This window comes from Natronomonas gomsonensis (assembly GCF_024300825.1).
Taxonomy (GTDB): domain Archaea; phylum Halobacteriota; class Halobacteria; order Halobacteriales; family Haloarculaceae; genus Natronomonas; species Natronomonas gomsonensis.
Genome location: NZ_CP101323.1, coordinates 3,182,348 through 3,205,769, shown reverse-complemented (window position 1 = coordinate 3,205,769; position 23,422 = coordinate 3,182,348). Strand labels below are relative to the sequence as shown.

30 protein-coding genes are annotated in these 23,422 nt (G+C 65.7%); 15 read left to right on the top strand and 15 right to left on the bottom strand.

The genetic code is table 11. The features are described 5' to 3' along the window. Positions 1–66 precede the first annotated feature (66 nt). Both NMP98_RS16975 and NMP98_RS16970 read left to right on the top strand, forming a co-directional pair. Positions 67–1,236 (top strand): NAD-binding protein, encoded by a 1,170-nt coding sequence (locus tag NMP98_RS16975; protein ID WP_254859040.1) that lies wholly within the window; start codon positions 67–69, stop codon positions 1,234–1,236. Between the two features lie 51 nt (positions 1,237–1,287). Beyond that, the gene (locus NMP98_RS16970) at positions 1,288–2,532 is read left to right on the top strand and encodes a DNA double-strand break repair nuclease NurA (RefSeq protein WP_254859039.1); all 1,245 of its coding nucleotides are present in this window, start codon (positions 1,288–1,290) and stop codon (positions 2,530–2,532) included. Here NMP98_RS16970 and NMP98_RS16965 read toward each other — a convergent pair. From NMP98_RS16965 to NMP98_RS16955, 3 genes are all read right to left on the bottom strand, one after another. Continuing rightward, complete coding sequence (locus NMP98_RS16965) at positions 2,529–2,876, bottom strand: DUF7113 family protein (protein ID WP_254859038.1); 348 nt, start codon at positions 2,874–2,876, stop codon at positions 2,529–2,531. The two genes, NMP98_RS16970 and NMP98_RS16965, sit on opposite strands and share 4 nt — an antisense overlap. A 63-nt stretch (positions 2,877–2,939) precedes the next feature. After that, positions 2,940–3,170 carry an Lrp/AsnC family transcriptional regulator gene (locus NMP98_RS16960; protein ID WP_254859037.1) on the bottom strand — a complete coding sequence of 77 codons (231 nt, stop codon included), beginning with the start codon at positions 3,168–3,170 and terminating at the stop codon, positions 2,940–2,942. 2 nt (positions 3,171–3,172) lie between these two features. Further along, the gene (locus NMP98_RS16955; RefSeq protein WP_254859036.1) at positions 3,173–3,859 is read right to left on the bottom strand and encodes a potassium channel family protein; all 687 of its coding nucleotides are present in this window, start codon (positions 3,857–3,859) and stop codon (positions 3,173–3,175) included. 122 nt (positions 3,860–3,981) lie between these two features. On the opposite strand from NMP98_RS16955, the gene NMP98_RS16950 reads away from it, so the two are divergent. Further along, positions 3,982–4,212, top strand: coding sequence for an Lrp/AsnC ligand binding domain-containing protein (locus NMP98_RS16950; protein ID WP_254859035.1), 231 nt, complete (start codon positions 3,982–3,984; stop codon positions 4,210–4,212). Between the two features lie 19 nt (positions 4,213–4,231). Here NMP98_RS16950 and NMP98_RS16945 read toward each other — a convergent pair whose 3' ends face one another. Next, positions 4,232–5,272 carry a thiamine pyrophosphate-dependent enzyme gene (locus NMP98_RS16945; protein WP_254859034.1) on the bottom strand — a complete coding sequence of 347 codons (1,041 nt, stop codon included), beginning with the start codon at positions 5,270–5,272 and terminating at the stop codon, positions 4,232–4,234. 78 nt (positions 5,273–5,350) lie between these two features. Between NMP98_RS16945 and NMP98_RS16940 the strand changes: the two genes are divergently transcribed. Then, the gene (locus tag NMP98_RS16940; RefSeq protein ID WP_156709299.1) at positions 5,351–5,662 is read left to right on the top strand and encodes a DUF7991 family protein; all 312 of its coding nucleotides are present in this window, start codon (positions 5,351–5,353) and stop codon (positions 5,660–5,662) included. Here NMP98_RS16940 and tmk read toward each other — a convergent pair. Continuing rightward, positions 5,659–6,240: a dTMP kinase gene (gene tmk / locus NMP98_RS16935; RefSeq protein ID WP_254859033.1), complete on the bottom strand. Its 582-nt coding sequence runs from the start codon at positions 6,238–6,240 to the stop codon at positions 5,659–5,661. The genes NMP98_RS16940 and tmk overlap by 4 nt on opposite strands. 120 nt (positions 6,241–6,360) lie before the next feature. Here tmk and cofH point away from each other — a divergent pair, with 120 nt between their 5' ends. Then, entirely contained in the window at positions 6,361–7,716 is a 1,356-nt protein-coding gene (cofH, locus tag NMP98_RS16930; protein WP_254859032.1) for a 7,8-didemethyl-8-hydroxy-5-deazariboflavin synthase subunit CofH, read from the top strand. On the opposite strand, the gene cofG is transcribed toward cofH, so the two are convergent. The 5 genes from cofG to NMP98_RS16905 form a co-directional block, all read right to left on the bottom strand. Beyond that, a complete protein-coding gene (gene cofG / locus NMP98_RS16925; protein ID WP_254859031.1) occupies positions 7,713–8,795 on the bottom strand; it encodes a 7,8-didemethyl-8-hydroxy-5-deazariboflavin synthase subunit CofG in 1,083 nt (360 codons plus the stop codon). The two genes, cofH and cofG, sit on opposite strands and share 4 nt — an antisense overlap. Before the next feature lie 60 nt (positions 8,796–8,855). After that, on the bottom strand, positions 8,856–9,461 hold the full coding sequence (cofC, locus tag NMP98_RS16920; RefSeq protein WP_254859030.1) for a 2-phospho-L-lactate guanylyltransferase: 606 nt from the start codon (positions 9,459–9,461) through the stop codon (positions 8,856–8,858). Next, a complete protein-coding gene (locus tag NMP98_RS16915) occupies positions 9,462–10,220 on the bottom strand; it encodes a hypothetical protein (RefSeq protein ID WP_254859029.1) in 759 nt (252 codons plus the stop codon). It abuts the gene before it with no gap. Beyond that, a complete protein-coding gene (locus NMP98_RS16910; protein ID WP_254859028.1) occupies positions 10,210–11,379 on the bottom strand; it encodes a tubulin/FtsZ family protein in 1,170 nt (389 codons plus the stop codon). Before NMP98_RS16910 ends, NMP98_RS16915 begins: the two co-directional genes overlap by 11 nt. 92 nt (positions 11,380–11,471) lie before the next feature. Further along, on the bottom strand, positions 11,472–12,473 hold the full coding sequence (locus tag NMP98_RS16905) for a complex I NDUFA9 subunit family protein (RefSeq protein ID WP_254859027.1): 1,002 nt from the start codon (positions 12,471–12,473) through the stop codon (positions 11,472–11,474). 126 nt (positions 12,474–12,599) lie between these two features. Here NMP98_RS16905 and ahbB point away from each other — a divergent pair, with 126 nt between their 5' ends. From ahbB to hemA, 3 genes are read left to right on the top strand one after another with little or no spacing between them, the layout of a single operon-like run. Beyond that, positions 12,600–13,658 carry a siroheme decarboxylase subunit beta gene (ahbB, locus tag NMP98_RS16900; protein WP_254859026.1) on the top strand — a complete coding sequence of 353 codons (1,059 nt, stop codon included), beginning with the start codon at positions 12,600–12,602 and terminating at the stop codon, positions 13,656–13,658. A 9-nt stretch (positions 13,659–13,667) separates the two neighbouring features. Further along, complete coding sequence (locus NMP98_RS16895) at positions 13,668–14,315, top strand: precorrin-2 dehydrogenase/sirohydrochlorin ferrochelatase family protein (RefSeq protein WP_254859025.1); 648 nt, start codon at positions 13,668–13,670, stop codon at positions 14,313–14,315. Further along, positions 14,312–15,667 carry a glutamyl-tRNA reductase gene (hemA, locus tag NMP98_RS16890; protein WP_254859024.1) on the top strand — a complete coding sequence of 452 codons (1,356 nt, stop codon included), beginning with the start codon at positions 14,312–14,314 and terminating at the stop codon, positions 15,665–15,667. Before NMP98_RS16895 ends, hemA begins: the two co-directional genes overlap by 4 nt. Before the next feature lie 438 nt (positions 15,668–16,105). Here the strand turns inward: hemA and NMP98_RS16885 are convergent, their stop codons facing one another. Next, on the bottom strand, positions 16,106–16,771 hold the full coding sequence (locus NMP98_RS16885; protein WP_254859023.1) for a ribonuclease HI: 666 nt from the start codon (positions 16,769–16,771) through the stop codon (positions 16,106–16,108). 135 nt (positions 16,772–16,906) lie between these two features. Between NMP98_RS16885 and NMP98_RS16880 the strand changes: the two genes are divergently transcribed. Genes NMP98_RS16880 through NMP98_RS16860 form a run of 5 tightly spaced genes read left to right on the top strand, consistent with a single transcriptional unit; the run spans position 16,907 to position 20,479 of the window. Further along, positions 16,907–17,971: a metal ABC transporter substrate-binding protein gene (locus NMP98_RS16880; protein WP_254859022.1), complete on the top strand. Its 1,065-nt coding sequence runs from the start codon at positions 16,907–16,909 to the stop codon at positions 17,969–17,971. Then, positions 17,968–18,714 carry a metal ABC transporter ATP-binding protein gene (locus tag NMP98_RS16875; protein ID WP_254859021.1) on the top strand — a complete coding sequence of 249 codons (747 nt, stop codon included), beginning with the start codon at positions 17,968–17,970 and terminating at the stop codon, positions 18,712–18,714. Before NMP98_RS16880 ends, NMP98_RS16875 begins: the two co-directional genes overlap by 4 nt. Next, positions 18,711–19,733 (top strand): metal ABC transporter permease, encoded by a 1,023-nt coding sequence (locus tag NMP98_RS16870; RefSeq protein ID WP_254859020.1) that lies wholly within the window; start codon positions 18,711–18,713, stop codon positions 19,731–19,733. The genes NMP98_RS16875 and NMP98_RS16870 overlap by 4 nt, the downstream gene beginning before the upstream one ends. A 47-nt stretch (positions 19,734–19,780) precedes the next feature. After that, the gene (locus NMP98_RS16865) at positions 19,781–20,272 is read left to right on the top strand and encodes a CBS domain-containing protein (protein WP_254859019.1); all 492 of its coding nucleotides are present in this window, start codon (positions 19,781–19,783) and stop codon (positions 20,270–20,272) included. Between the two features lie 6 nt (positions 20,273–20,278). Next, positions 20,279–20,479, top strand: a complete 201-nt coding sequence (locus NMP98_RS16860) for a hypothetical protein (RefSeq protein ID WP_254859018.1) — start codon at positions 20,279–20,281, stop codon at positions 20,477–20,479. On the opposite strand, the gene NMP98_RS16855 is transcribed toward NMP98_RS16860, so the two are convergent. Beyond that, positions 20,466–20,882, bottom strand: a complete 417-nt coding sequence (locus tag NMP98_RS16855; RefSeq protein ID WP_254859017.1) for a type IV pilin domain-containing protein — start codon at positions 20,880–20,882, stop codon at positions 20,466–20,468. The two genes, NMP98_RS16860 and NMP98_RS16855, sit on opposite strands and share 14 nt — an antisense overlap. A 78-nt stretch (positions 20,883–20,960) precedes the next feature. Here NMP98_RS16855 and NMP98_RS16850 point away from each other — a divergent pair, with 78 nt between their 5' ends. After that, on the top strand, positions 20,961–21,878 hold the full coding sequence (locus NMP98_RS16850; protein WP_254859016.1) for a DMT family transporter: 918 nt from the start codon (positions 20,961–20,963) through the stop codon (positions 21,876–21,878). A 15-nt stretch (positions 21,879–21,893) separates the two neighbouring features. Here the strand turns inward: NMP98_RS16850 and NMP98_RS16845 are convergent, their stop codons facing one another. Together NMP98_RS16845 and NMP98_RS16840 are read right to left on the bottom strand one after the other, a co-directional pair. After that, positions 21,894–22,127, bottom strand: coding sequence for a DUF8028 family protein (locus tag NMP98_RS16845; RefSeq protein WP_254859015.1), 234 nt, complete (start codon positions 22,125–22,127; stop codon positions 21,894–21,896). Between the two features lie 146 nt (positions 22,128–22,273). Continuing rightward, entirely contained in the window at positions 22,274–22,699 is a 426-nt protein-coding gene (locus NMP98_RS16840; RefSeq protein ID WP_254859014.1) for a DUF8009 family protein, read from the bottom strand. 71 nt (positions 22,700–22,770) lie between these two features. Here NMP98_RS16840 and NMP98_RS16835 point away from each other — a divergent pair, with 71 nt between their 5' ends. Then, a complete protein-coding gene (locus NMP98_RS16835; protein WP_254859013.1) occupies positions 22,771–22,983 on the top strand; it encodes a DUF7543 family protein in 213 nt (70 codons plus the stop codon). Here the strand turns inward: NMP98_RS16835 and NMP98_RS16830 are convergent. Continuing rightward, the gene (locus tag NMP98_RS16830; RefSeq protein WP_254859012.1) at positions 22,975–23,379 is read right to left on the bottom strand and encodes a DUF7522 family protein; all 405 of its coding nucleotides are present in this window, start codon (positions 23,377–23,379) and stop codon (positions 22,975–22,977) included. The two genes, NMP98_RS16835 and NMP98_RS16830, sit on opposite strands and share 9 nt — an antisense overlap. Between the last annotated feature and the right edge of the window lie 43 nt (positions 23,380–23,422).

Below are 23,422 nucleotides of genomic sequence, written 5' to 3'. Positions count from 1 at the left end.
ACAGCGGCGAACCGTAGTCGGACGAGAGCGGAGAGGTTTTATCGTGGCCGTAGCTGAGACGACAGTATGGCGGCCGAACCGGAGAGACGACACGAGACACCGACGCTGTTACGGACCCAAGCGGCGGTGCTGTCGACGACGGTCGTCGCCGTGCTGTCGGTCGTCACCGGCCTCGTCAACATCGGTGCGACGACGATTTCCGGGCCGCTCGCCACCATCATTCCGGGGTACGTCGCTCGGACGGCCGGGTTCACCGGGACGATGACGGGGTTCGGCATGCTTGTCAGCGTCTACGGTCTCCGACGCGGCTACCGAGTGGCGTGGTCGTCGACGGTCGTTTTACTGCCCGTGACGGCCCTTCAGGGGTTGGCGCAGTCGAGCGTCCTCTCGCTTCCGCTCGTCGCCCTGTCGGTGCTTTCCCTTCCAGCAGTCCTCCTCAACCGCCGGTACTTCGACCGGCGCGTCGACCTCAACACGACACAGTTGGCCTCGCTGGCGGCCATCGTCGGCGTCCAAGCCTACGGCACCATCGGCACGTACGCGCTGCGCGATGAGTTCCCGCAGGTGAACACCGTCCTCGATGCCTTCTACTTCACGCTCGTCACCGCTTCGACCGTCGGCTACGGCGACATCACGGCGACGACACAGCTCGGGCGACTGTTCTCGATGTCGGTCCTGCTCACCGGCGTCGCCAGTTTCGGTGTCGCCCTCGGTACTCTGCTCGGCCCACTCATCGAGGCCCGCCTCGCGACCGCACTCGGAAACATGAGCGACAAACAACTCGACCTGTTGGACGACCACTACATCGTCCTCGGATACGGCGAACTGACCGAACCGATACTCGAAAACCTCAACCGCGACGCCTCGGTGGTCGTCACCCGCGACACCGAGAAGGCCAAACACCTCCGGGACCACGGGTTCGAGGTCGTCACCGGCAACCCCAGCGACGAGGAGCCGCTCCAGCGCGTCCACATCGAGCGGGCGACGGCGCTCATCGCCGCGACGAACGACGACGCACAGGACGCGCTGTCGATTCTGACCGCACGCGAACTCAACCCCGACCTCCGCATCGTCGCCGCGGCCACCGACCGCGAGAACGTCCGGAAACTCCGCCGAGCGGGCGCCGACGTGGTGTTGAGTCCCTCCGTTCTCGGCGGTCGGCTCCTCGTCGAGTCGGCGCTCGGCAACGACGACCCCGAGCGCACGCTGGGACAGATACTCGACCTCGGGGACTGAGTGAACGCCTGGCCACCGACCATTTAACACCGAAAGCGACACAGATAGCCCATGACCCTCGACCCGGTCCACTTCGACGGCATCGCCCAACTGGCGGGGCGCATCAGCCAGCAGGTCGACGCCACGGACCATGACTCCTTCGCCGAGACGGTGTTCGAGGAGTTCCTCGACCCGCTGTGGTACGACGGCCGGCGCGTCATCGAACCCGTGGGTGAGTTGCGACGCCGCCGCATCGACGCCGAGGATGCCGCCCTCCAGGAAGCCCCGTTCCCGACCCAACACGGCCTCGATTCCGGCACCATCAACCCGACGACGTTCACGAACGGCCTCGTTCTCGACGTGGCACAGGCGGCGATGGCCGCCGTCCCCTCCGAACTCGACCTCCATCGTGCCCGGTCGGTCGTCGCGACGGTTCACTCCAACGACGCGACCGTCGACTGTGGCGAGGACGACTGGACGGTGTTCGACGGCGGATACTCCCGCGGTCGTATCCTGCAGGCGCCGCACGTCAACCGCTACGAGGAGGCAGTCGTCCACGCGCTGTCTTTGTATCTCGCGGAGGTGACCCACGCCCGAACGCAGTCGGAGGTGGTCGACGACTTGCTCATTCTCGACGGCCCCATCTACCCGAAAGGACTGCTCGCGTGGGCCGACCGACACCCGGAACTCGCCGACCTACTCATCGAGGACGAACGCCCGCGGGACGTAATCGAGGGGTACGTCGAGTTGGTCGAGACGTTCGCCGACCGCGGCGTTCCACTTGTCGGCTTCGTCAAGAACAGCGCCTCAAAGGCCATCACCCGCGCGGTCCGCAACAAAGAGCGCGCCCCGTGGGTCGACGACGGCGCGTTCTTCGAGCGGGCGCTCCGCCGGACCGACGACGAGGGAGAAACCCGGACCGACTGTCTCACGTTCACCAACTGGTTCGTCTCCCGGTGCGGCGTCGACGAACCGCTGTCGGCCGACGGCGACGCCGTCGGCGTCGAACGCGAACGCGACCCCGCCGACTACGAGGTGACGTTCTTCTGCATCTACGACCCCCGAGACGAACTCCTCTTTCGCGTGGAGGCCCCCGCCGTCTTCACCCGCGACGAAACGACACGGGAGGCGATTGCGATGCAGTTGCTCCGGGACGTGGCCCACGAACGCGGCCCGCCGCTCGCCGTCGCCAAGGCCGACGAACTCGCCCGCATCAGCCGCGAGGAGAAAGCCGCACTCGGGCGTGCAATCGAGGAGCGCTTCGACGCCGAACGCGACCGCAGTTACGACGACGAACGTTGGGGACTGGTCGCTTAGGCGCCTGCGACCTCGTCTGCGACTTCGATGACCTCGACGGTCACCTCCTCTTCGGGAACGCCGAGGCGAGCGAACTGCGTCCGAACGTGTTCTTTGGCGGCCTCGATTGCGTCTTCCCGCGTCTCGAACCCCCGCGGCATCGGCGATTCGAAGGCGATTTGGACCTCCTCCTCGCCGAGTTCTTGGGTCGTCCCGCCGCTGTCGACCTGATAGAAGGCATCACACACCCAGACGTACGGCGCGTCGTCGTCGGGCGCCCCCCGGAACTCCGGTGGGTCCTCACCACGCTCGAACAGCGTCCCGGTCAAATCGGTCCCCCGTGCCGACCCCCGAACGTGAATCATACACACACTACGGCAGGGACGGATAAAAAGCGTACGGCGGCGGGGACGTCTTCGGATGTCTCGTCACTCCATCGCCACGTACGTCCGCGTGTCCTCGACGCCGTCGAGGTTCTGGACGGTGGTGGCCGCGATGTCCTTGACGTCGGCGGGGGAATCGACCTCCACTTTGGCGATGATGTCAACGTCGCCCGCGACGATGTGCGCCGAGACGACGCCGTCGATGGCCTCGATGTCGTTTTTCAGTCGGTCGGCCTCCCCGGTGTGGGCTTTCACCATCACGTAGGCGACGACCATGGTCAGGCACCCCCCGTTGCCGTAACTTGACTCGTTTCACCCACGATAATCTGTTCGACGTCGCGGAGGACACTGAAGTCGGCGATGATGACGACCCGGTCGCCGGCCTCCAGTGAATCGTCGGGACCGGGGAGTTCTAGCCTGCCGTCGGCTTTCCCGAAGGCGAGCAGTCGGGAGTCAGCCGGCAGTTCGAGTTCCGTCAACGAGTAGCCACGCATCGGCGACTCCGGCGTGATGGTCAACTGGACGAGTTGGAGGTTCTGGGCGATGTCGGCGACGGCACGGATGTTGCCGCCGACGAGAGCGTTCTTCGCGGCGATGGCACCGAGTCGCTCGGGGTAGATGACCTCGTCGACGTCGGAGGCGTACTTCTGGACGACGTATTCGCGGTAGTCGTCGTCGACCCTGAGGACCGTCCGGCAGTCGTGGGTCTTCCCTATCATGCAGGCGACGAAGTTGACGACGAGGTCACCGGAGAGGCCGGCGATGCCGTCGGCATCCTCGAGGCCGACCGCCAACAGCGTCTCCTCGTCGCTGCCGTCGCCCTGCACGACATCGAACCCCTCGTCGTCGAGTCTGCTCACCTTCGTCTCGTCGGGTTCGATGATGACGACGTCGTGGTCCTCCTCACGCAGCACCCGGGCGGTCCGCATTCCGACCCGACCGGCACCAACGATAACGAATCTCATGGCATACCGTACGCCGACCGGCCCCAATAATGTTACTCCGTGTCATGGGGAGGGGAGAACCTCACCGCTCGCGGAACACAGCGGCGGGAAAGTTTTTTCGCCAGTCCCTGCGAATCGGTACCATGGTCCGTGCGTTCATCATGGTGAAGGCAGGTTCGGGACACGCCGAGTCGCTCTTGGGGACGGTTCGCGGACTGAGACACGTCGCCGACGCGAACGTCGTGGCCGGCGATTTCGACGTCATCGTCGAGGCCGAGGCCGAGGAAGTGTACGACGTTATCAACGGCGTGGCCACGAAGGTTCGAGAACTCGACAACGTCGACGACACCAAGACCTACGTCTGTCTGGAGTGACGACCGAAGGCACCGTCGGCTACTCGTTCTCGTAGGGGTCGCCGTGGCGCTCGAACCACTCGCTCAGTTCCCTCCGCTGAGCCTCGAAAATCGGCGGAGCCATCTCGTACACCGAATCGAAGAGGTCCTCGGGGTCGCGGGTCGAGTCGGCGGTTTCGGCCTCACGTTTGGCGGCCGCAAAGGTTTCCTCGGCCCGCCCGCGGGTGTCCTCGATGAACCCCTCGTCGACGATGCCGGCCTCACCGAGTGCCGCCTCGAAGCGCTCGATTGGGTCGGCCGTCCGCCACTCGGGGAACGTGTCTCGGTCCGCGTAGCGTTCGGGGTCGTCGCTGGTGGTGTGGGGCCCCTGTCGGTAGGTGAGACTCTCGACGAGGACGGGCCGTCCTTCGCGGGCCATCGACAGCGCCTCGGTGACGACCTCGTAGGTCGCAAGCGGGTCGTTGCCATCGACACGAACGCCCTCGATTCCGTAGGCGTCGGCCTTTTTTGCGATGGTGTCGCTTGCAGTCTGGGCGGATTCCGGTGTCGAGATGGCCCAGCCGTTGTTCTCACAGAAGAAGACGACCGGCGCCTCGAAGACCCCCGCGAAGTTCAGCCCTTCGTGGAAATCCCCCTCTGAGGTCGCGCCATCGCCGAAGTAACACAGCACCGCCTCGTCCGTGTCGCGATGGGTCGCGGCCATCCCGACGCCGACGGCGTGTGGGATCTGGGAGGCGATGGGGACCGCCTGCGGCAGAATGGACAGGTCGTGGTCCGACCCGAACTCCGGGTAGCCACGCCGAAATCGAAGGATGTCGGCCATCGGGACACCGCGGGTCAACTGGGCGGCGTTGGTACGATACGTCGGCACCAGCCAGTCGCCGTCGGCCATCGCCGTCGCCGCGCCGACCTGTGAGGCCTCCTGTCCGCGAAACGGCGGATAGCCGCTCATCCACCCCTGTCGCTGGAGCGCAAAGGCTCGTTCGTCGAAGATGCGAGCCCGAACCATCTCGCACAACAGGCGTCGCGCGAGGTCGGAATCGACCGCCGAGAGGTCCCGCTCGCCGAGGACACGGTGCATACGCCCCCTCCGCGGGCGGCGAGCAAAGAGGTGACGCCGGAGAGACAGAGCAAAGAGTCTCGACCACCTACGGACGGTATGGTCTCGGTGTTCGAAGCCGTGGGATTGCTCGTCCTCATCGGCGTCAACACGCTCGTCGCCGCCGTCCTCACGCGCGTGTTCCGCGTCCGACTGAACACCCGGTGGGGCGGTGCCCTCTACACGCTGTTGCTCACGCCGCTCGCATTGGTCGTCCTCACGCTCGTGTTGGGGCAGGCCCTCGGTCCGAACCTCGGGTCGACGACGACGGTCGTCGGCGTCGCCATCCTGCTACCGTTGACGCTCGGCGTCGCCTTCGATTACTTCTGGATGCCCTCGCCCGACGAAGTCGAGGTTCCCGATACGCTCTAATCGAGGAGGTCGGCGACCACTCGCTCGGCCGACGCGATGACTTCCTCCGGCGACTGGGTGGCGTCGATACGGACGAACCGGTTCGGTTCGGCGTCGATGAGTCGTTCGTAGTTCTGCTGGACTGCTTCGAGGTAGTCGGCGGCCTCGAACTTGTTCGTCGCGCCCGCGCGGTCGGCACCCGTCTTCGGCGGCACGTCGAAGTACAGCGTCGCGTCGGGCTTCCGGGTGAACGGCTCGTGGACGCCCTTGATGTACGCCATCGGCTGTTTGACGACACCCGAAAGCGTCGCCCCCTGATAGGCGTACCGGGAATCCGAATACCGGTCGGAAATGACGGTCTTGCCCTCGTTCAGCGCCGGGCGAACAACACGGGAGAGGTGGTCGGCGTGGTCGGCGGTGTAGAGGAACAACTCCGCCATCGGGTCGGCAGCGTCGTCGTTGATGGAGCGGTTGACGGCCTCACCGTACCACGACTCGGTCGGCTCGCGGGTGAACACCGCCTCGGGATGGCTGTCGGCCAGCGCCTCCCGGACGGTCGTCTTCCCGCTGCCGTCGATACCTTCGAGCGTGATGAGCATATCCGGCCCGTCGGTGCCGGCGCATATCAGTTGGGCGGTCTCTCCGACGACGGCCCGCCGACAACTGACCGGACTGCCGCTACCCGGTGGGGTTTTGACGTTCGAGTGGAGAGGTGAGGTATGGACGCGTTCGAGGCGTCGGCGAACGTCCCGCGGGATTCCTTCGAGTTCGAACACCGCCCCGAGACGGAGCAATCCTTCGAGAACGCCCTCGCGAAGGCACGGAGCGGCGACCGACTCGACGTCGACGATGCCATCGAGTTGTTGACCACCGGAACCGAGCGGGACGGCATCGACCTCGAACGCAAAGAGCAAGTGTTAGAGGCCGCCGACCGCCGTCGCGCCGAGGTCGTCGGCGAGGAAGTCACGTTCGTCGCCAACCTCAACAACAACATCACGACCGCCTGCAACACCGGGTGTCTGTTCTGTAACTTCAAGGACCGCTCCGAGCAGTTCCGCACGACCTACCAGGACGACCACGGCGGCTTCACGAAGACGCCCGACGAGTCGCGGGAAATCGTCCGAGATGCCGTCGAACGCGGCATCTACGAGGTGACTTCGGTGTCGGGACTCCACCCCGCCTTCGCGCTCGACGACGAACACCGCGAAATACTCGAATCGAGCGACCGCGGCGACCTCAACTACCGCCCACCCGAAGAGTACGAGGTCGACCCCCGAACGTACGTCGAACAGATTCGGGCGATGGCCGTCGACGGCGTCCACGTCCACTCGATGACGCCCGAGGAGGCCTACCACGCCCGCCGCGGCACCGACTGGAGTTACGAAGAGGTGTTCCGCCGTCTGAAGAACGCCGGCCTCGACTCCGTACCAGGCACCGCCGCCGAAATCCTCGTCGACGAAGTCCGGGAGGTCATCTGTCCGGCGAAAATCGATACCGGCGAGTGGCTTGAGGCGATGGAAGCCGCCGCCAACGTGGGGTTAGACACCACCGCGACCATCATGTACGGCCACGTCGACAACGAGGCCCACCGCGCGCTGCACCTCGACCGGATTCGAGAGTTACAGGACCGAACCGGGAACATCACCGAGTTCGTCCCGCTGTCGTTCGTCCACCACGACACCCCGCTGGCCGAACGCGGAATGGTCGACTCCGGGGCGACCGTCCACGAGGACGAACTGATGATAGCCGTCTCACGGCTGTATCTCGACAACGTCGAGCACATCCAGTCGTCGTGGGTGAAATACGGCGACGCTCAAGGGCTGAAGATGCTCTCCTGTGGCGCCGACGACTTCATGGGCACCATCCTCTCGGAGGAAATCACGAAACGCGCCGGCGGCGAGTACGGGGAGTTCCGGTCGTTCCAGGAGTACGTGGACATGATTTCGGCCATCGGACGCGTTCCCGTCGAGCGCTCGACGGACTACGAGAAACGCCGCCGCATCGACCCCGAGGACGGCCCCCACGGGCCGGAGTTGGGGCTGAACGCCGACGGCACGCCCCTGGTGTCGCGTTAATCAACCAACAGCGCCCGGTAGCGTTCCCCGGCGGCATCGTCGGCGTCCAGCGCCGCCTCGATGCGCTCGGAGAGCCACCCGTCTTCGATGTACCGTTCGTACACCGGAAGCCGCTCGTTCAGCGGGACGCCGGCCTCCTCGGCGATTGACTCCAGTTCACGCAGTTGTGGCCACGCGTACTCGGGGTTGATGTGGTCGTCGGTGACCGGCGAGACGCCGCCCAAATCGTCGATGCCGCAGTCGAGTAACTCCCGAACGGGCGCGAGATTCGGCGGCGACTGGACGCTCACTTCCTCGGGAAGGCCGACCCGTGCCATCGCCGTCACTCTGCGCATGGTTTCGACGTCCGGCGACCCGCTCTGCCAGCGGTCGTTGTTCACGACGGGCTGGACGATGACCTCTTGGATGTGGCCGTAGCGCTCCTGGAGGTCCCGAATCGCAAGGATGCTCTCGGCGCGGTCCTGCCAGGATTCGCCGATGCCGACGAGGATGCCCGTCGTGAACGGGACGCCGAGTTCCCCCGCGGTAGCGAGGGTGGCGAGTCGCTGGCCCGGCTCCTTCGCCCGCGGCCCGCCGTGGGCCTGCACTTCGGCGGTGGTCTCCAACATCACGCCCATCGAGGCGTTCACGTCGGCGACCAGTTCCATCTGCTCGCGGGTCTGGTCGCCGGGGTTGGCGTGGGGCAACAGTCCCACGTCGAGAGCGATTTCGCAGGCCTCCCGGAGGTAGGCGTGAATCGAGTCGTGACCCCACTCCGCGAGTTGCTCGTGAATCGCCGTGTACCGGTCGTCGGGGTCGTCGCCGAAGGTGAAAAGCGCCTCCGTACACCCCGCGTCGGCACCGCGCTGGCAGATGTCGCGGATTTCTTCAGGCGACAGCAGCGACGCCTGTCCCGGTGGGTCGTAGTAGGTGCAGTAGGTACATGTATAGCGACAGGCGGTCGTCAGCGGGACGAATACGTTGCGCGCGAACGTCAACTCGGGAGCGCTCGAAACGTCGGCGGGCGTGGTATCGAGCAGTCGCTCGACGGCCGCCTCCTCGACGGTTACCTCGACACCGTACTCGCCTGCTCCGAACACACTCCTCGGTCGGAGGGAGAGTGCATTAAAGGACTCGCCTGCGGCGGGGCGGCGTGGGTCTCAGGCGTCCCGGCCGATACCCACCCGCCCGTCGCGGCGCTGGACGGCGAACCCGGCGTCTTCGAGCCACTCGCGGGCCCGTCCCTCGCCGTGGAGGAGCAGTTCGACGAGGTCGCGTGGTTCGTCGATGTCGACGGCCAGCCGGAAGGAGTCGACCATCGTCGCCTCCGTGCCGATTCCGCGGGCGATACGGCGGTGGTCCCGAACCGAGGCGCCGTGGTAGTCGACTTCGAAGTCGGGGTGTCGGACGACGAGGGCGTTCGTCCCGCCGCCGAGTCCCGGGGCGATGACGACGTCGCCGTCGGCCTCGAAGAGCCGTTCCAGCGCCACGGCGTTCGCCAACCCGAGGTCGGCCATCACGACGGCGACCGGCGAGTCGAGACGGGCGTTCACCGCGTCGGTGAGCAGCCGGTCGTCGACGACGACCGGGTACGGACAGTCGACCGAGTCGGTCGCCAGCACGGTCGGTTCTCGACCGGTTCGAGAAATCGCATCACACACGTCGAGAAGCAGCGCGCGGGCGAAGGTGGCCCGTTCGTCCGGTTCGAAGGCGTCGGCGAGTCGCGTCTTCGGCTCCCGCGCCGCGAACGGGACGTAGACGTTCATCTACCGCAGTCTGCTCGGGGCCTGCTGGCGGGATTTATACAGGTAGTAACCCCCGCCGACGAGGAGCAAGGCGACGACGACGACGGCACCGACGATGAGGCCGGTTCGGAGCGTCGCGCTCTGGGAGGCTTCGTTCTCGGCCCGTTCGGCGTTTCGAATCGCGTTGTCGAAGTTCCCGGCCTCGTAGGCGTCGATGGCGCTATCGAGGGATTCCTGGGCGTCGCCGGAGCCCGAACTTCCGGTGGCCTCGCGGGCGCTGTCGATGGCTTCGCGGGCCTCCTTGCTGTCGGTCGTGTAGTGGTGGACCTCGTAGCTGTCGATGGCGTTGGTCGTGCCGCCCTCGCGGACCTGCGTGAACTCGGCGAACCGGAACTGCTGTGGCGGGTCGTAGCTCAGGTTCTCGATTTCGGGCGCAGTCCCACGGATTTCGACCTCGATTCGGTTCGTGCCGTCCTCGATGTCGACCTGCGTCTCGACGGACTGGCCGTCGGCGGACGTCTGGTCGACCTGATTGCCCGCCTGGTCGAACTGCCGGACTGTCCACGTCACGTTCGTCATGTTCGTCTCCGCGCGCAGCGTCCACTGTTCGAACTCGTCGAACAACTGCGTGAGTTCGACGGTTGCCTCGACGGTGGTTCCGACCTCGGCCTCCTCGGGCATGTCGTCGCTGGTGCTGTCGACGGCTGCCGCCGGCCCGGCGAACAGCGCACCGACGAGCAGGCAGGCGAACAGGCCCGCGATGAACTGGCTACTCCTCATCGTCGCCGTACTCTATGAGGTCGTCTAAGTCCTCCTCGCTCTTCGCTCGGAGCTGTTCGACGTTCTCCTCGGCCTCGATGGCCATCCGCTGCATCTCCTTGACGCGCGGGACGTCGGTCACCCCCGAGAGGACGACGATTGCCGCCACCCGGTTCTCGTTGGGGAGCGGGTAGTCGCCGGCCCGCACCTCCATACAGCCGGTGGTCTCCTCGAGCCACTTCCGCGCTTTGTCTATGCCCTTTCGATTGAGCGCCTTCGGCGGACCGGAGACGAGCAACAGCGCCCGTTCGGTGCTGTCGACTTCACACTGCAGCGTGAGCTTTCCGAGCGTTGCCCGACGAACGAGTGAGGTGATTCGGTTCGTCGCGTCGCCGGAGCTTTCGAGGCCGTCGCCGTCGTTGTTGCCGCGGAACCTATCGAGCAGTCCCTTGCTCTGGGATTCGACTTCCTCGCTGGCGTAGCCGATAGAGGTGATGCCGTGGTCGCCGAGGGTGTTGATGATTTCGGAGGCGTCGACGACGCTTTCGGCCACGTCGTCGCCCATCGCCTCGACCTCGCCCGCGGAGAACAGCGCGCCGAAGCGAGCGACGATTTCCTGATTGATTTCGGCGTACCCCTCGCCGAGGCTCTCGCCGCCGGTTTTGAACGCGTCGTTGTCGAAGGTGAGCAGATTGTCGACGCTTTCGGCGAACTCCTGGAACGACCGCGCCGCGTTGCGGTTGTAGATGCCTCCCTCGTCGCGGGCAGGGAGGATACCGAGCCCGTAGACGGGTTCGACGTACAGTCGCTGGAGGTGTTCGGCCAAGATGGGCGCACCACCGCTGCCGGTGCCGCCGCCGAGGCCGGCCATGATGAGGAACGCGTCGATTTCGCTGCTCGTCATGGTGTCGATGGCCGTCTGAATCTCCTCCATGTCCTCGCGGGCGCATCGTTCGCCCAGCTCCGGTTCGGTGCCGGCACCGTGGCCCTTCACGACCGATTGGCCGATGAGAACCCGGTTCTCGTTCGGTACGTAGTCCAGGCCCATCAAATCCGCCTTCGCCGTGTTGACGGCGACGGCGTGGCCGATGATGCCCGTCCCGCGGGTAGAGTCGTATTCGAGGAACCGGTCGAGAATTTTCCCGCCGGCCTGCCCGAAGCCGATCATTGCGAGTTTCATAACGTCACTTGTCCCGGATAGCGTCCCACGGGAAGGATAAGCTTTCGGCCCGAGTCAGACGCTGAGATGACGATTCGACCGCCCTCTACGTATCAGTCGTCCAACGTCTCGGGGTCGACGCCGAGATAGTCGGCCAGCGTCGTCATGTCCTCGGGAGTGAGGCCGAAGGCGTCGATGTCGTTGTCGTCGGTGGTGTTGTCGAACTGCAGCGAACGGTACTGGTCCGACCCCATCGGCGCACCGGGGACGAAATCGGCGAGTCGCAGCCCGATTTTCGTCAGCGCCATCGGAACCGGCACCACGTCGATAGGCTTGTCGTCGGCCGCGTGGGCCAGTTTCGCGACTTCCGCCAGCGTCAACACCTCCGGGCCGCCGATGTCATAGGTTTCGCCGACGTGTGGCTCCTGCTCTTCGGCACCCGCGTCCTCCGAGTCGTCGACACGACGGATGGCCGGCGTCGGTCCCTCGTCTTCGGTGTCGTCTTCGTTGGTCGGTTCGACACCCTCCAGCCCATCGGCGAGCATCGGAACGAGGTCGCCGACCCAGATGGGCTGGAACCGGGTCTTCCCGCCACCGGGAAGCGGGGTGAGATACGGCGGAGCGAGTTTCTTCGTAAAGGAGACGAACTCGCCGCCGTCCCCGAAGACGACGGAGGGTCGGAAGATGACCCAATCGAGTCCCGACTCCTTGACGATGGCCTCGGCGAGGCCCTTCGATTGGATGTAGGCCGTGTTCCCGTCGGGGTCGGCGCCGAGGGCACTCATCTGGACCAGTTTTCCGACGCCGTGTTCCTCGGCCGCGCGGACGACGTTTTCGGTGCCATCGCGATGGACTTCGAAGTGTTTGTCGTTGCCGCCTTTCGGGCGGAACAGCGGCGACAACGCGACGAGGTTGATGGCGGCGTCTTGGCTCTCGAAGGCGGCTTCGATGGAGTCGTACGCCGCCACGTCGCCCATGGCGGTTTCGACGCCACTCGGCAGGTCGGCCTCGTTCGGGGAACGCGACAGCGCCGTCACGTCGTGTCCCCGCCGGTGCAACTCTCGACACAGGTTCTCGCCGATGAAGCCCGTACCGCCGACGACAAGGATGCGCATACACTCTTTCGTACTCGCGGAGACCGTATAAAGGGTCGTGGCGAGGCAACCGCTACAGGGTTCCGAACGCCCCCGAAACCGTCGCTAGCCGACGCCGTTATTGTCCCGAAACTCCGAGTACCGACAATGAGCGCCACCGCCGGACTGGACCGCATCGACCGGGCCATCATCAACGCCTTCCAGGGCGGCTTTCCCGTCGTCGAATCCCCGTTCGACCCCGCCGCCGAAGCGCTTCGGGCGCGCGGCATCGGCGTGACTGGCGAGGAACTCCTTGAACGGGTCCAACGACTCGATGACGACGGCGTGTTGACGCGCTTCGGCGCGCTCATCAACGCCCAGGAAATCGGCGGTGCGGCGACGCTCGTGGCGATGCACGCACCCGAGGAGCGCTTCGAGGAGGTGGCCGACCAGGTCAACGCCCACAGAGAGGTCGCCCACAACTACGAACGGGAACACCCCCATCTCAACATGTGGTTCGTCGTCTCGGTGGCCGACCCCGACGCCGTCGACCGCGTGTTGGCAGACATCGAAGCTGAAACCGGCCAAGAGACGTACAACCTCCCGAAGCGCGAGGAGTTCCGCGTCGAGGCGAAGTTCCTCCTCGACGGCCCGATTCCCGACGGCGACCTCGATTGCTCGGACCTCGGCCCTGCCGTCGAACCGGTCGAACGGGACACGCTCACCCCCGAAGAGCGGGACCTCATCGTCGAGGTTCAGGGCGGCCTGCCCGTCACCGCGACGCCGTACGCCGACGTGGCCGAAGAACTCGGCGTCGACACCGAGTGGGTCACCAGCACAATCAAGCGATTCAACGAGGAGGGGAAGGTCCGCCGTGTCGGTGTGATTCCGAACCACTACAGTCTCGGCTACACGGAAAACGGGATGACCGTCTGGAACGTCCCCGACGACCTCGTCTCGGAGGTCGGGCCGGAAGTCGCGTCGCTGGATTTCGTCACGCACTGCTACCGTCGGCCGCGTCACGAGGGCGTCTGGCCGTACAACTTCTTCGCGATGACACACGGCCGGAGCGAAGAAGAAAGTCAACAGCGCATCCAGCAGGTCAAAGAGACGATGGAGTCCTTCTGGGACGTCGGCGACGACGACTGGGATACGCTGTTCTCGACGCAGATACTGAAGAAGACCGGTATCCGACTGGACGAACGCGCCGATGCGAACACGGAGTAGCCGAACCCGATGATACCGCTGTATCACGACTTTACGGACGAGACGGTGCTCGTCGTCGGCGGCGGGCCGGTCGGGGCCAGGAAGGCCAGGCGATTCGCCCGCGAGGCGCGCGTCGTCGTCGTCAGCCCCGAGTTCCCGGCCGACGACTACGGCGACGCGGACCGAGTACGAGCGGCGCCGACCGCCGAGGACGTGCCGGTGTGGGTCGAACGAGTCGACCCGGCGCTCGTGGTGGCGGCGACAGACGACGCGGCGGTCAACGACGCCGTCGAGGCGGCCGCACAGGAGCGTTCGGTTCTCATCAACCGCGCCGACCGCTCCGGGGACCGCGAGGTGGGCAGCGTGGTCGTTCCCGCGACGGTCCGGGACGACGACGTGGTCGTCTCGGTGTCGACCAGCGGTGCGAGTCCCGCGCTATCGAAGGAACTCCGAAAGCGCATCCAGTCGGACATCGACGGCGCGGGTGAGTTGGCGACGTTGACCGCCGAGGTGCGCGAGGAACTGAAACGACGCGGCGTCGACGCGAGTGCTCGTCGGGATGCAGTCCGAGCCGTCGTGCAATCGCCGCGTGTTTGGAAGGTTTTAGGTACAGGCGGGGCTAAGCCACGACGAACAGTAGACGCCGTCGTCGAATCGGCGTTGGGTGACAAGGAGTGAACATCGGAACCGGAATCATCGCTGGGGTCAGCGTCTCATACAGCCACGCGAGCGTCGAGCAAATCGAAGCCGCCTGCGAGACCTCCGAACGCGAGGCCGTCGAGGCGCTTCTGAAGCGTCCCGGTGTCTCGGAGGCGTTCGTCCTCCAGACCTGCAATCGCGCGGAGGCCTACGTCGTCGCCGACGAGGCCGAAACCGCCCGCGAGGCGCTCGACGAGTACCTCGTCGGCGTCGACCCGGGGGCGACCCGCGAGTTGGGCCACGAAGAGAGCCTCCGGCACCTGATGCGGGTCGCCTGCGGCCTCGAATCGCTCGTCATCGGCGAAGACCAGATTATCGGACAGGTCCGGGAAGCCTACGAGGCTGCTCGGGGCGCTGGCGGCATCGGGTCGACGCTCGACGACGCCGTACTGAAGGCGCTGCACGTCGGCGAACGCGCCCGCAGCGAGACCGCAATCAACGAGGGCGTCGTCTCGCTTGGGTCGGCCGCCGTCGAACTCGCCGAAAGCGAGCGTGACCTCGCCGACGCGACCGCACTCGTCGTCGGCGCCGGAAAGATGGCGACGCTGGCGGCCCGCGCGCTCGACGACGCCGTCAACCGTGTCGTCGTCGCCAACCGGACGCTCCCACACGCCGAACACATCGTTGAGGAACTCGACACCGATTCTGCCGCTGCCGTCGGCCTCGCCGCCCTCCCGATTGCCGTCGAAGAGGCCGACATCGTCGTCACCGCGACGGGCAGCGACGACCACGTCCTCGACAGCGACACGCTCGAAGAGGTCGGCGAGACGCTCATCATCGACATCGCCCAGCCGCGTGACGTGACGCCGGCGGCGCGAACCGTCGACGAGGTCGAACTCCACGACCTCGATTCGCTGCAGTCGGTCACCGACGAAACGCGTAGCCAGCGGCGTGAAGCCGCAGAAACCGTCGAAGCGATGATAGACGAGGAGTTCGACCACCTCATCGCCCAGTACAAGCGCAAGCGCGCCGACCAGGTCATCGGGGCGATGTACGAGGGCGCAGAGCGCATCAAAGCCCGAGAACTCCGAACCGCCGTCTCGAAACTCGAAGCCGAGTCCGACGACGGCCTCACCGACGAACAGCAGGAAATCCTCGAATCGATGGCCGACGCGCTCGTCGGGCAGATTCTCTCCGCGCCGACACAGAGCCTCCGGGACGCCGCCGAGAACGACGACTGGACGACCATCAACACCGCCCTTCAGTTGTTCGGCCCCGGACTGAAACCCGAACCCGCCAACCGCCCGGATGCGCCCGACGGGATTCCCGACGAGATGCGGCGACAGATGCCCGACGCCGTCTTAGAGCAGTTGACGGTCGACGACGACTAGCCACTTTTTGCACGAGAACGCGGGTCGCGCGCCATCCGGCGCGCGACACCGGTTCTCGGCAAAAACTTGGGGAAAATATGCGCGAGAGCCTCCAGCCGCGCCCTACGGGCGCGTTAGTCGGCACTCGCTACGGCGACTCACTTGGCTCACGGCTCACTTCGTTCGCCGTTCGCTTTTCCGAGACGCTCCCTCCGGTCGCGTCTCGCTATCGTTCGTCGCCGCGAACCGCGCTCGCTTCGCTCGCGCGGATATTCTACATCGGTAGCGGGTAGGCATCCGCGAGCGACCGTAGGGAGCGAGCGGTTCGCCGACGCCGAGCGTAGCGAGGCGTCGGGTCGTTTTTCCCCAAGTTTTTGCGACCGAGTGGTGCCCGCAGCGCGCCGGAGGCGCGCGAGGACACCCGAGGGAGTAAAAAGTGGGTGTTAGTAAGCTGGGTTTTTAATCGCTAGCCGACCCGCCGCCGACGAAGTTGTTGGAGCGGTCGCGGTCGGCACGGGACGGTGGCGGGTACCGGTCGTCGTCGGGCGCTCGCCAGCGCTCGTCGCGCGGGAGGACACAGCGGTCGGGTTCGCGGTTGACGTGGGCGTACTGGTCGGGCGTGTTCGCGAGCGGATGAGCCGGGTTGTCGCCGCTGTCGATGCGGGCCGCACGGAGTTCGCCGAAGCCGGCGACGCGGGCACGGATGCCCCGCCAGTGGGTGGTGCTTTCGGTGGGGACGCGGAACGGATGCGGTGGCCGACCGTCGGGGCCCCGTGTGGCGAGCGTCGCGCGGTTGACGTTCGCCGCGAGGTCGTCGTGGTCGATGAGGACACCCACGCGGGCGTTTCGGGGCGCTCGTGCCGCCAACACGTCGAGACCGAGATGGAGGGCCCGATACTCGGCGACGTTGTTGTCCGGTACCGCGTCGGGCACCGAGAGGCGAGCGACACGCTCGCCGTCGCGCGTTTCGATGACGACACCCAACCCGCCAGCACCGTCCGCACGGTAGGACCCGTCGGTGGCGAGGTAGAAGTCTCGGCGATGGGTGCGCGGCGGATGCGCGATGTGGGGGGTCGGTGAGTCGTCGAACAGGTTCCGCAATACCGGCCGGCAGTGCGCGGCCATATGCGAGTTTCGGCCCGCACAGTACATAAATCCACGGGCGCTCGGCACCGAACCCTCAATCGAGAGGATTAGACTAGTCTAAATTCTATATTAGACCATAAGTCCTAAATATGAACTGGTGGCTAAGTCTTCGTAATGACACATCACGGAACCGGCGGCCGCGACCGGCCGGTCCTCACCCGGCGGCAGGCAGTCGCCGGGGGCGGCGGACTGTTAGCCGCCGGCCTCGCCGGCTGCCTCGGCGAGGCGAGTGCACCCGGGGGAGCCGGCGACGACGGACCGGTCGCGGTCGCGTCGTTCTTCAGTTTCTACGACTTCGGTCGGAAAATCGCCCGAGAGACGCCGATAGAGGTCCGAAACCTGATTCCGACGGGACTCCACGGCCACGGCTGGCAGCCGAACTCCAGTATCACCAGAGAGGTAATCGAGGCGGACGCGTTCGTCCACGTCGGAGAGGAGTTCCAGCCGTGGGCCGACCGGACGATTCGGACGCTGAAAGACGACGGCATCGACACCAAACTCATCAACGTCCGGGAGGGCGTCGAGTTGGTCGACCTCGCGGCGAGTCTCGACCGCGACGAGGAGGGCGTCGGCGAGAACCGCGGCAAGGACCCCCACTTCTGGCTCGACCCCCAGCGAGCCAAGCAGTCCGTCGACAACATCACCGAGGGGTTCGTCGAACTCGCTCCCGACCACGAGGCGACGCTCCGCGACAACGCCGAGACCTACAAGAGCGACGTACTCGACCGCATCGACGGCGACTACGAGGCGATATTCGACGCCGCGACGCGGGACGTAGTCCAGTTGGCCGCACACAACGCCTTCCAGTACATCGGAACGCGCTACGGCGTCGAGATGCGGCCGCTCGTCGTCAATCTTGCAGCCAGCGGTGACGTAAAGCCCTCCGACATCAGGGAGGCAAAGCGCGTCATCGAGGAAAACGACATCGAGTACGTCGGTGCCGGCGTCTTCGAGACCCGCCGACCCGCCAAACAGCTCATCGCCGAGACGGACGTGTCGGCGTACTTCCCGGTGACGCCCTACGCCGGCGTCCGTGAGGAGTGGGTCAAAAACGACTGGGGATACGAGGAAATCGCGTACAACATCAACATGCCGACGTTCGAAGTTGTCCTCGGAAACAAAGCGCCCGAAGACGCCGGTCCCGACGGCTGGGCCGAGGAGTGGAGGAACTTCGAATGACGACCGAGGGACCCATCGCCGAACTCGACGACGTGACGTTCGGCTACACCGCGACGCCGGTCGTCGAGAACGTCTCGCTCCGCATCGACCCCGGCGAGTACGCCGCAATCGTCGGCCCGAACGGTTCCGGGAAGTCGACGCTGATGCGTCTCGTCCTCGGTCTGCTCGAACCCGACAGCGGTTCGGTCCGGCTGTTCGGCGAACCCGCCCATCGCTTCGACGAGGGGTCCCGAGTCGGATACGTCGCCCAGCAGGCGAACGCCGCAAAGGAGATGCCGATTACCGTCCGTGAGGTGGTGAAGATGGGTCGGTTTCCCCACGTGGGGTACGGCCTCCTCTCTGCCGAAGACTGGGAAATCGTCGACCGCGCTCTCGACGTCGTCGGGATGAGCGCCTTCGCCGACCGCCCCGTGACCCAACTCTCCGGCGGGCAACGACAGCGTGCCTTCATCGCACGAGCGCTGGCCGGCGAGGCCGACCTGCTCGTCCTCGACGAACCGACTGTCGGCGTCGACGCCGAGTCGGTCGACGCCTTCTACGCACTGCTCGAAACGCTCAACGACGACGGCATCACCGTCCTGTTGGTCGAACACGACCTGCGTGCGGTCACCGACCACGCCGAACGAGTCGTCTGTCTGAACCGCCGGCTTCGGTTCGACGGCCCGACCGAGGAGTTCGTCGACAGCGACGCCCTCGCGGAGACGTTCGGAACGGCCGTCAGCGCCGTTGGTGAGAGCGGATGACCGCGTCCCCCGCGTTCCTCGCCGGGACGAGTCTACTGGATGCCGCCCTCGCGCCCGCCTACTGGCTCTTGGCAGAGTGGTCGGAGTTCATGTTTGATGTGGCCCGGTGGACCGGCCTGGGACTCCTCCAGTACCAGTACATGCATCGGGCGGTACTCGTCGGACTGTGTATCGGCGTAATGGCGCCGCTCATCGGGACGTTCCTCGTTCATCGCCAACTCGCACTCATCGGTGACGCCCTGGCCCACACCGCCTTCGCCGGCGTCGCCGTCGGTCTGTTCCTGAACGCCGTGTTGGATTTCGGCGTCTCGCCGTATCTCACCGCCATCATCGTCGCGATGATAGCGGCGTTAAGTATCGAACTCATCTCGGAGGTGACTGACGCCTACAACGACGTGTCGATGGCCATCGTCCTCTCGACTGGGTTCGCGCTGGGGACGACGCTCATCAGTCTCAACGCCGGCGGCCTATCGGTCGGCATCGACCAGTATCTCTTCGGAAACCTCGCGACGGTCTCCCGTGAGAACGCGGCGATACTGCTCGTGCTGTTCGTCGTCATCGTCGGCACCGTCGCACTCACCCGGAACCAACTGCTGTACGTCACCTTCGACGAGACCGCCGCCGAGGTCGCGGGCATTCCCGTCAACTGGTACAACCGAACGATGGTCGTGCTGACGGCGCTCGTCGTCGTCGGCGCGATGCAGATAATGGGCGTCATCCTCGTCGCGGCGATGCTCGTCGTCCCCGTCGCCGGCGCGGCGCAGGTCTCCCGGAGTTTCACCGGGTCGCTGCTCTCGTCGGTCGTCCTCGCGGAGTTGGCCGTCATCGTCGGCATCGGACTGTCGTACTACGGCGAGGCGACCGCCGGCGGCGTCATCGTCCTCGTCGCCGTCGCCATCTACGTCGCCTGTATCGTTTTCGGGCGCCTTCGGACCGCGCTCGGAGAGGAGTCGGCGGCGGAGACCGCACGCATCGACGCCAGTAGCACCGACTCGGAGGCCGAACCGGCGACCGACTGACCCCGACGACCGGAACACACATCGGACGGGACGCTGTACGTCGGCACATGCAGGCCCGCGACATCATGACGCGCGACGTGGAGACGGTCTCCCCGGAGGACGACGTGAGTGAAGTGTTGACGCGACTCGCCCGCGCCGATTTCAACGGCTTTCCCGTCACCGAAGACGGCCTCGTCGTCGGCATCGTCACGCAGGGCGATTTGGTCGATTTGTTCCAGCCGTCCGACCGGACGCTGTGGATTCCCGTCGGGTTCCCGCCGTTTCTCGAATCACTCACCTACGCCGTCGACCTCTCGTGGGATGACTTCGACGTCGGCGTCGACATGCTTCGGAACGCCGGCCGCCCGGTTAGCGAGGTGATGACGACCGAAGTCGTGACCGTCGGCCCGAAGGCCGACCTCGACGAGATGCTCGCTATCCTCGCCGACGAGGAACGCGACATCAACCGGCTCCCGATCGTCGACGAGGCCGACGCCCTACTCGGTATCGTCACCCGAGAGGACTTGCTTCGAGCACTCCGCGACGAACGGGACGCCTGAGACGGGATGGATTCAGCCGACGGGAGCCGAGAGCCGACCGACTGGCAGCGTCGCATCACCCGTGTGCTGGAACTGCTGGGCGTGGCAATCGCCGTTCTCGCCGTGTTCGGGTTGCTCGCCGTCGGCGTCGAAGCCGAATCCCCAATCACCGGTGTGCTGGGCTTGATATTGGGGGCGGTTCTGCTCGCGATGTTCACTCGGCGCTGATTTCGAACGCTTCGAGCACGCGAAACGACGACTCCTCTCCGGTTCCGGTCCAGATTACGCGGACCGTCACGCCCGGTTCGACGCCCGACAAACGGACGCTGTCGCCCTCCTCGACGGGGAAGGACTCATCATCCGCCGCCCACGTCGTCGTCACTTCCGCCTCCGGTGACGACACCTCGAGTCGGGCTGTCTCGACGGTCGTGAACGAATCGCCGCCAGCGTGTGTTACCGTTACGGTGCCGTCGTCGTACTCGTGGGTGAACGACGCGTTCGGCGTCGGGTCGGTCAAATCGCCGACGAGCATCGACCCCGCGTAGGCCCCGACCACCACAATGACGACGACGAGAACGCCGGCAGCAACGAGTCGTATTTTCGGGTTTCCACCGCCCACCTCCCTCTCCATATCACCTCCCGACGGCCGACGAACTTACCTCTTACTCCATCCCGAAAACTTGAGGCCGACGGCCGACGCCGTTCCGTCGTGCGCTATCGAAACCTGGTGTTGTTCTGTGCGCTCGCCGCCGCGTGGGGGTCTGCGTTCATGGCCATCAAAGCGGGACTGGGCGAACCCGGGAACCCGGCGTACTTCTTCGACGCGCCGGTGCTGTTCGCCGCCGTTCGCTACGACATCGCCGGCGTGTTGATGCTCGGGTACGCAGCGTGGACCGTCGACCGCTGGCGGCCGCGCGGGCGCTCGGAGTGGCTCCTCGTTGCCGTCGGAGCGGTGTTTCTCATCGCCGGATATCACGCCCTGTTGTTCATCGGCGAACGCGGGACGACGAGCGCCGCCGCGGCCGTCATCGTCTCTCTATCGCCCGTCCTCACGACCGCCTTCGCGCGCGCTCTCCTCCCCCAAGAACGGCTCACCGTCGTCGGGTTGGTCGGAATGATTCTCGGTCTCGTCGGCGTCACGATTCTCGCCCGACCCGACCCGGCGAACCTCGTCGGGTCGCGGTTCGAGGCGCTCGTCTTCGGCGCCACGCTGTGTTTCGCCCTCGGGAGCGTCCTCACGCGCCGACTCGATACCGACCTCCCAATCGAGACGATGGAAGCGTGGTCGATGGTCGGCGGCGCCGCGCTGATGCATGCCCTCAGCCTTGGTCTCGGCGAGTCCGTCTCGGGATTCCCGCCGCTGCGTGCGACGGTCGCGCTGGTGTATCTCGCCGTCGTCGCCAGCGCCGCCGGCTTCCTCATCTACTTCGACTTGCTCGAACGCCTCGGCCCCATCGAAATCAATCTCGTCTCCTACGTCGCCCCCGTCTTCGCCGCCGTCGCCGGCTTCCTCTTCCTTCAGGAAGTCATCGACGCGCCGACGGTCCTCGGTTTCCTCGTCATCCTCGTCGGCTTTCTGCTCATCAAACGACGGGAAATCCGTACCGAACTGGACCGACATCTGTGACCGGGTAACGACCCGTTACTGTCGGTAGTCGTGACCGACGACGACCGCGGCGACGTTGGCGACGACGAGGGCAGTGAACACGAAATAGTCCGTTGGACCGTCGAACCCACTCATGAAGAGTCCGAGCAGACAGAACGGCAGGAACACCGCACTCCAGAAGGCGAGTGCCTCCAGTGGCCCACTGAGGTACGACCGTGCCGACTTGACCACCCCAATCAGGGAGTCGTCGGGGAACGTGGAGGGACTCATCGTCTATCCGACAACACACGCGAAACCCACTAATAACCACGCGAACATTTCACACATTTCACAGAGGCTCTGACCTTTCACGGACACGCCAGCGCGGACGAGAGATTTTATCCGCGCCGCTGAGACGGTCACTAGCGGACAGTCCGTCACCCGAGCATCGCGAGGTCGACCTGGTGGGGGCCCTTCGGCGTCCGGATGGTCGTCGCCTCGCGGAGTCGGTCGCGGACGGCGCGTCGCCACGCCGCCACCGCCCGTTCGTGGTACTCGCGGTGTGTTTCGGGAGCGTACGTTCGCTCGGGGTGTGAACGGAGGGCGTCTTCGGTTCGGTCCGCCGTCGGGAACTGGGGCACGGAGTCGACGAACACCTCCGGCGGCAGGTGGAGTGGTGCCGGGTCGTCGTACTCCTGTTCGGTGCCCGCGAGGTGTAACCGGGCGCGCATCCGACCGCTGAACGGCGGCGTCACCCGGAGAACCGCCCCGGCGCCGCGGCGCTCGTTGGCTTCGAGTGCGGCCACCACGTCGTCGGTCGTCACCGCGAGCGTGCGTATCGATGTCGGGTCGTCGGTCGCCACAGCGGAGAACGGACCCGAGCGCCAATGAGCGTGTCGGCGGACTTTTCCCCGCCGGCGGTCGATTCGGTCGCATGGACTGGACGCACGAAGAGCGAGACGACGGCGCCGTCTGGAGTCGAAGCGACCGCAACGCCTTCGTCCGCCTCCGGCACACCGCCGACGACCGATGGGCGGTGACCCTCGACCGACTCGAGCAGGCCCCCGACGGGGAGACGTACCGCCACGAGACCTTCGAGGACCGCGAAGCGGCCGAAACCCGGGCCGAGGAGTGGCGCTCAGCGTAGCGGCCCGATGGCCTCGGAGACAGCCTCCGCAGAGCAGTCGGGGTCCAAGGCGATGTACAGTCCGGTCGTCTCTCCGAGCAGTCTGAGCAGGGTCAACTCCTCGGTGTGGGTGACGAGCGAGGTGACGTGGCCGGCGTTCGGTAACAGCGTGTTCTCGTAGGTGTCACGCTCCATGAAGTCCATGTGCAGGTGGTCCAACACGCGTGCGTAGTGCTCCCGGAGGTGCTGTTCGTCGCGATACATCTCGACGATGTCGTCGTGGACGTAGAGGATGTTGTACTCGTTCTGTGAGAACTCCATGAACGACTGGACGCCGTCGCCACAGACGTCTCGCGCTCGTTCGAGCGCGGCCTCGGCGTCGAACTCCGCCAATTCCGAATCGCCCGTCAGTGCCATGGATGCCACACGATAGCGACCGACAAAAACGGTTGGTCGACCA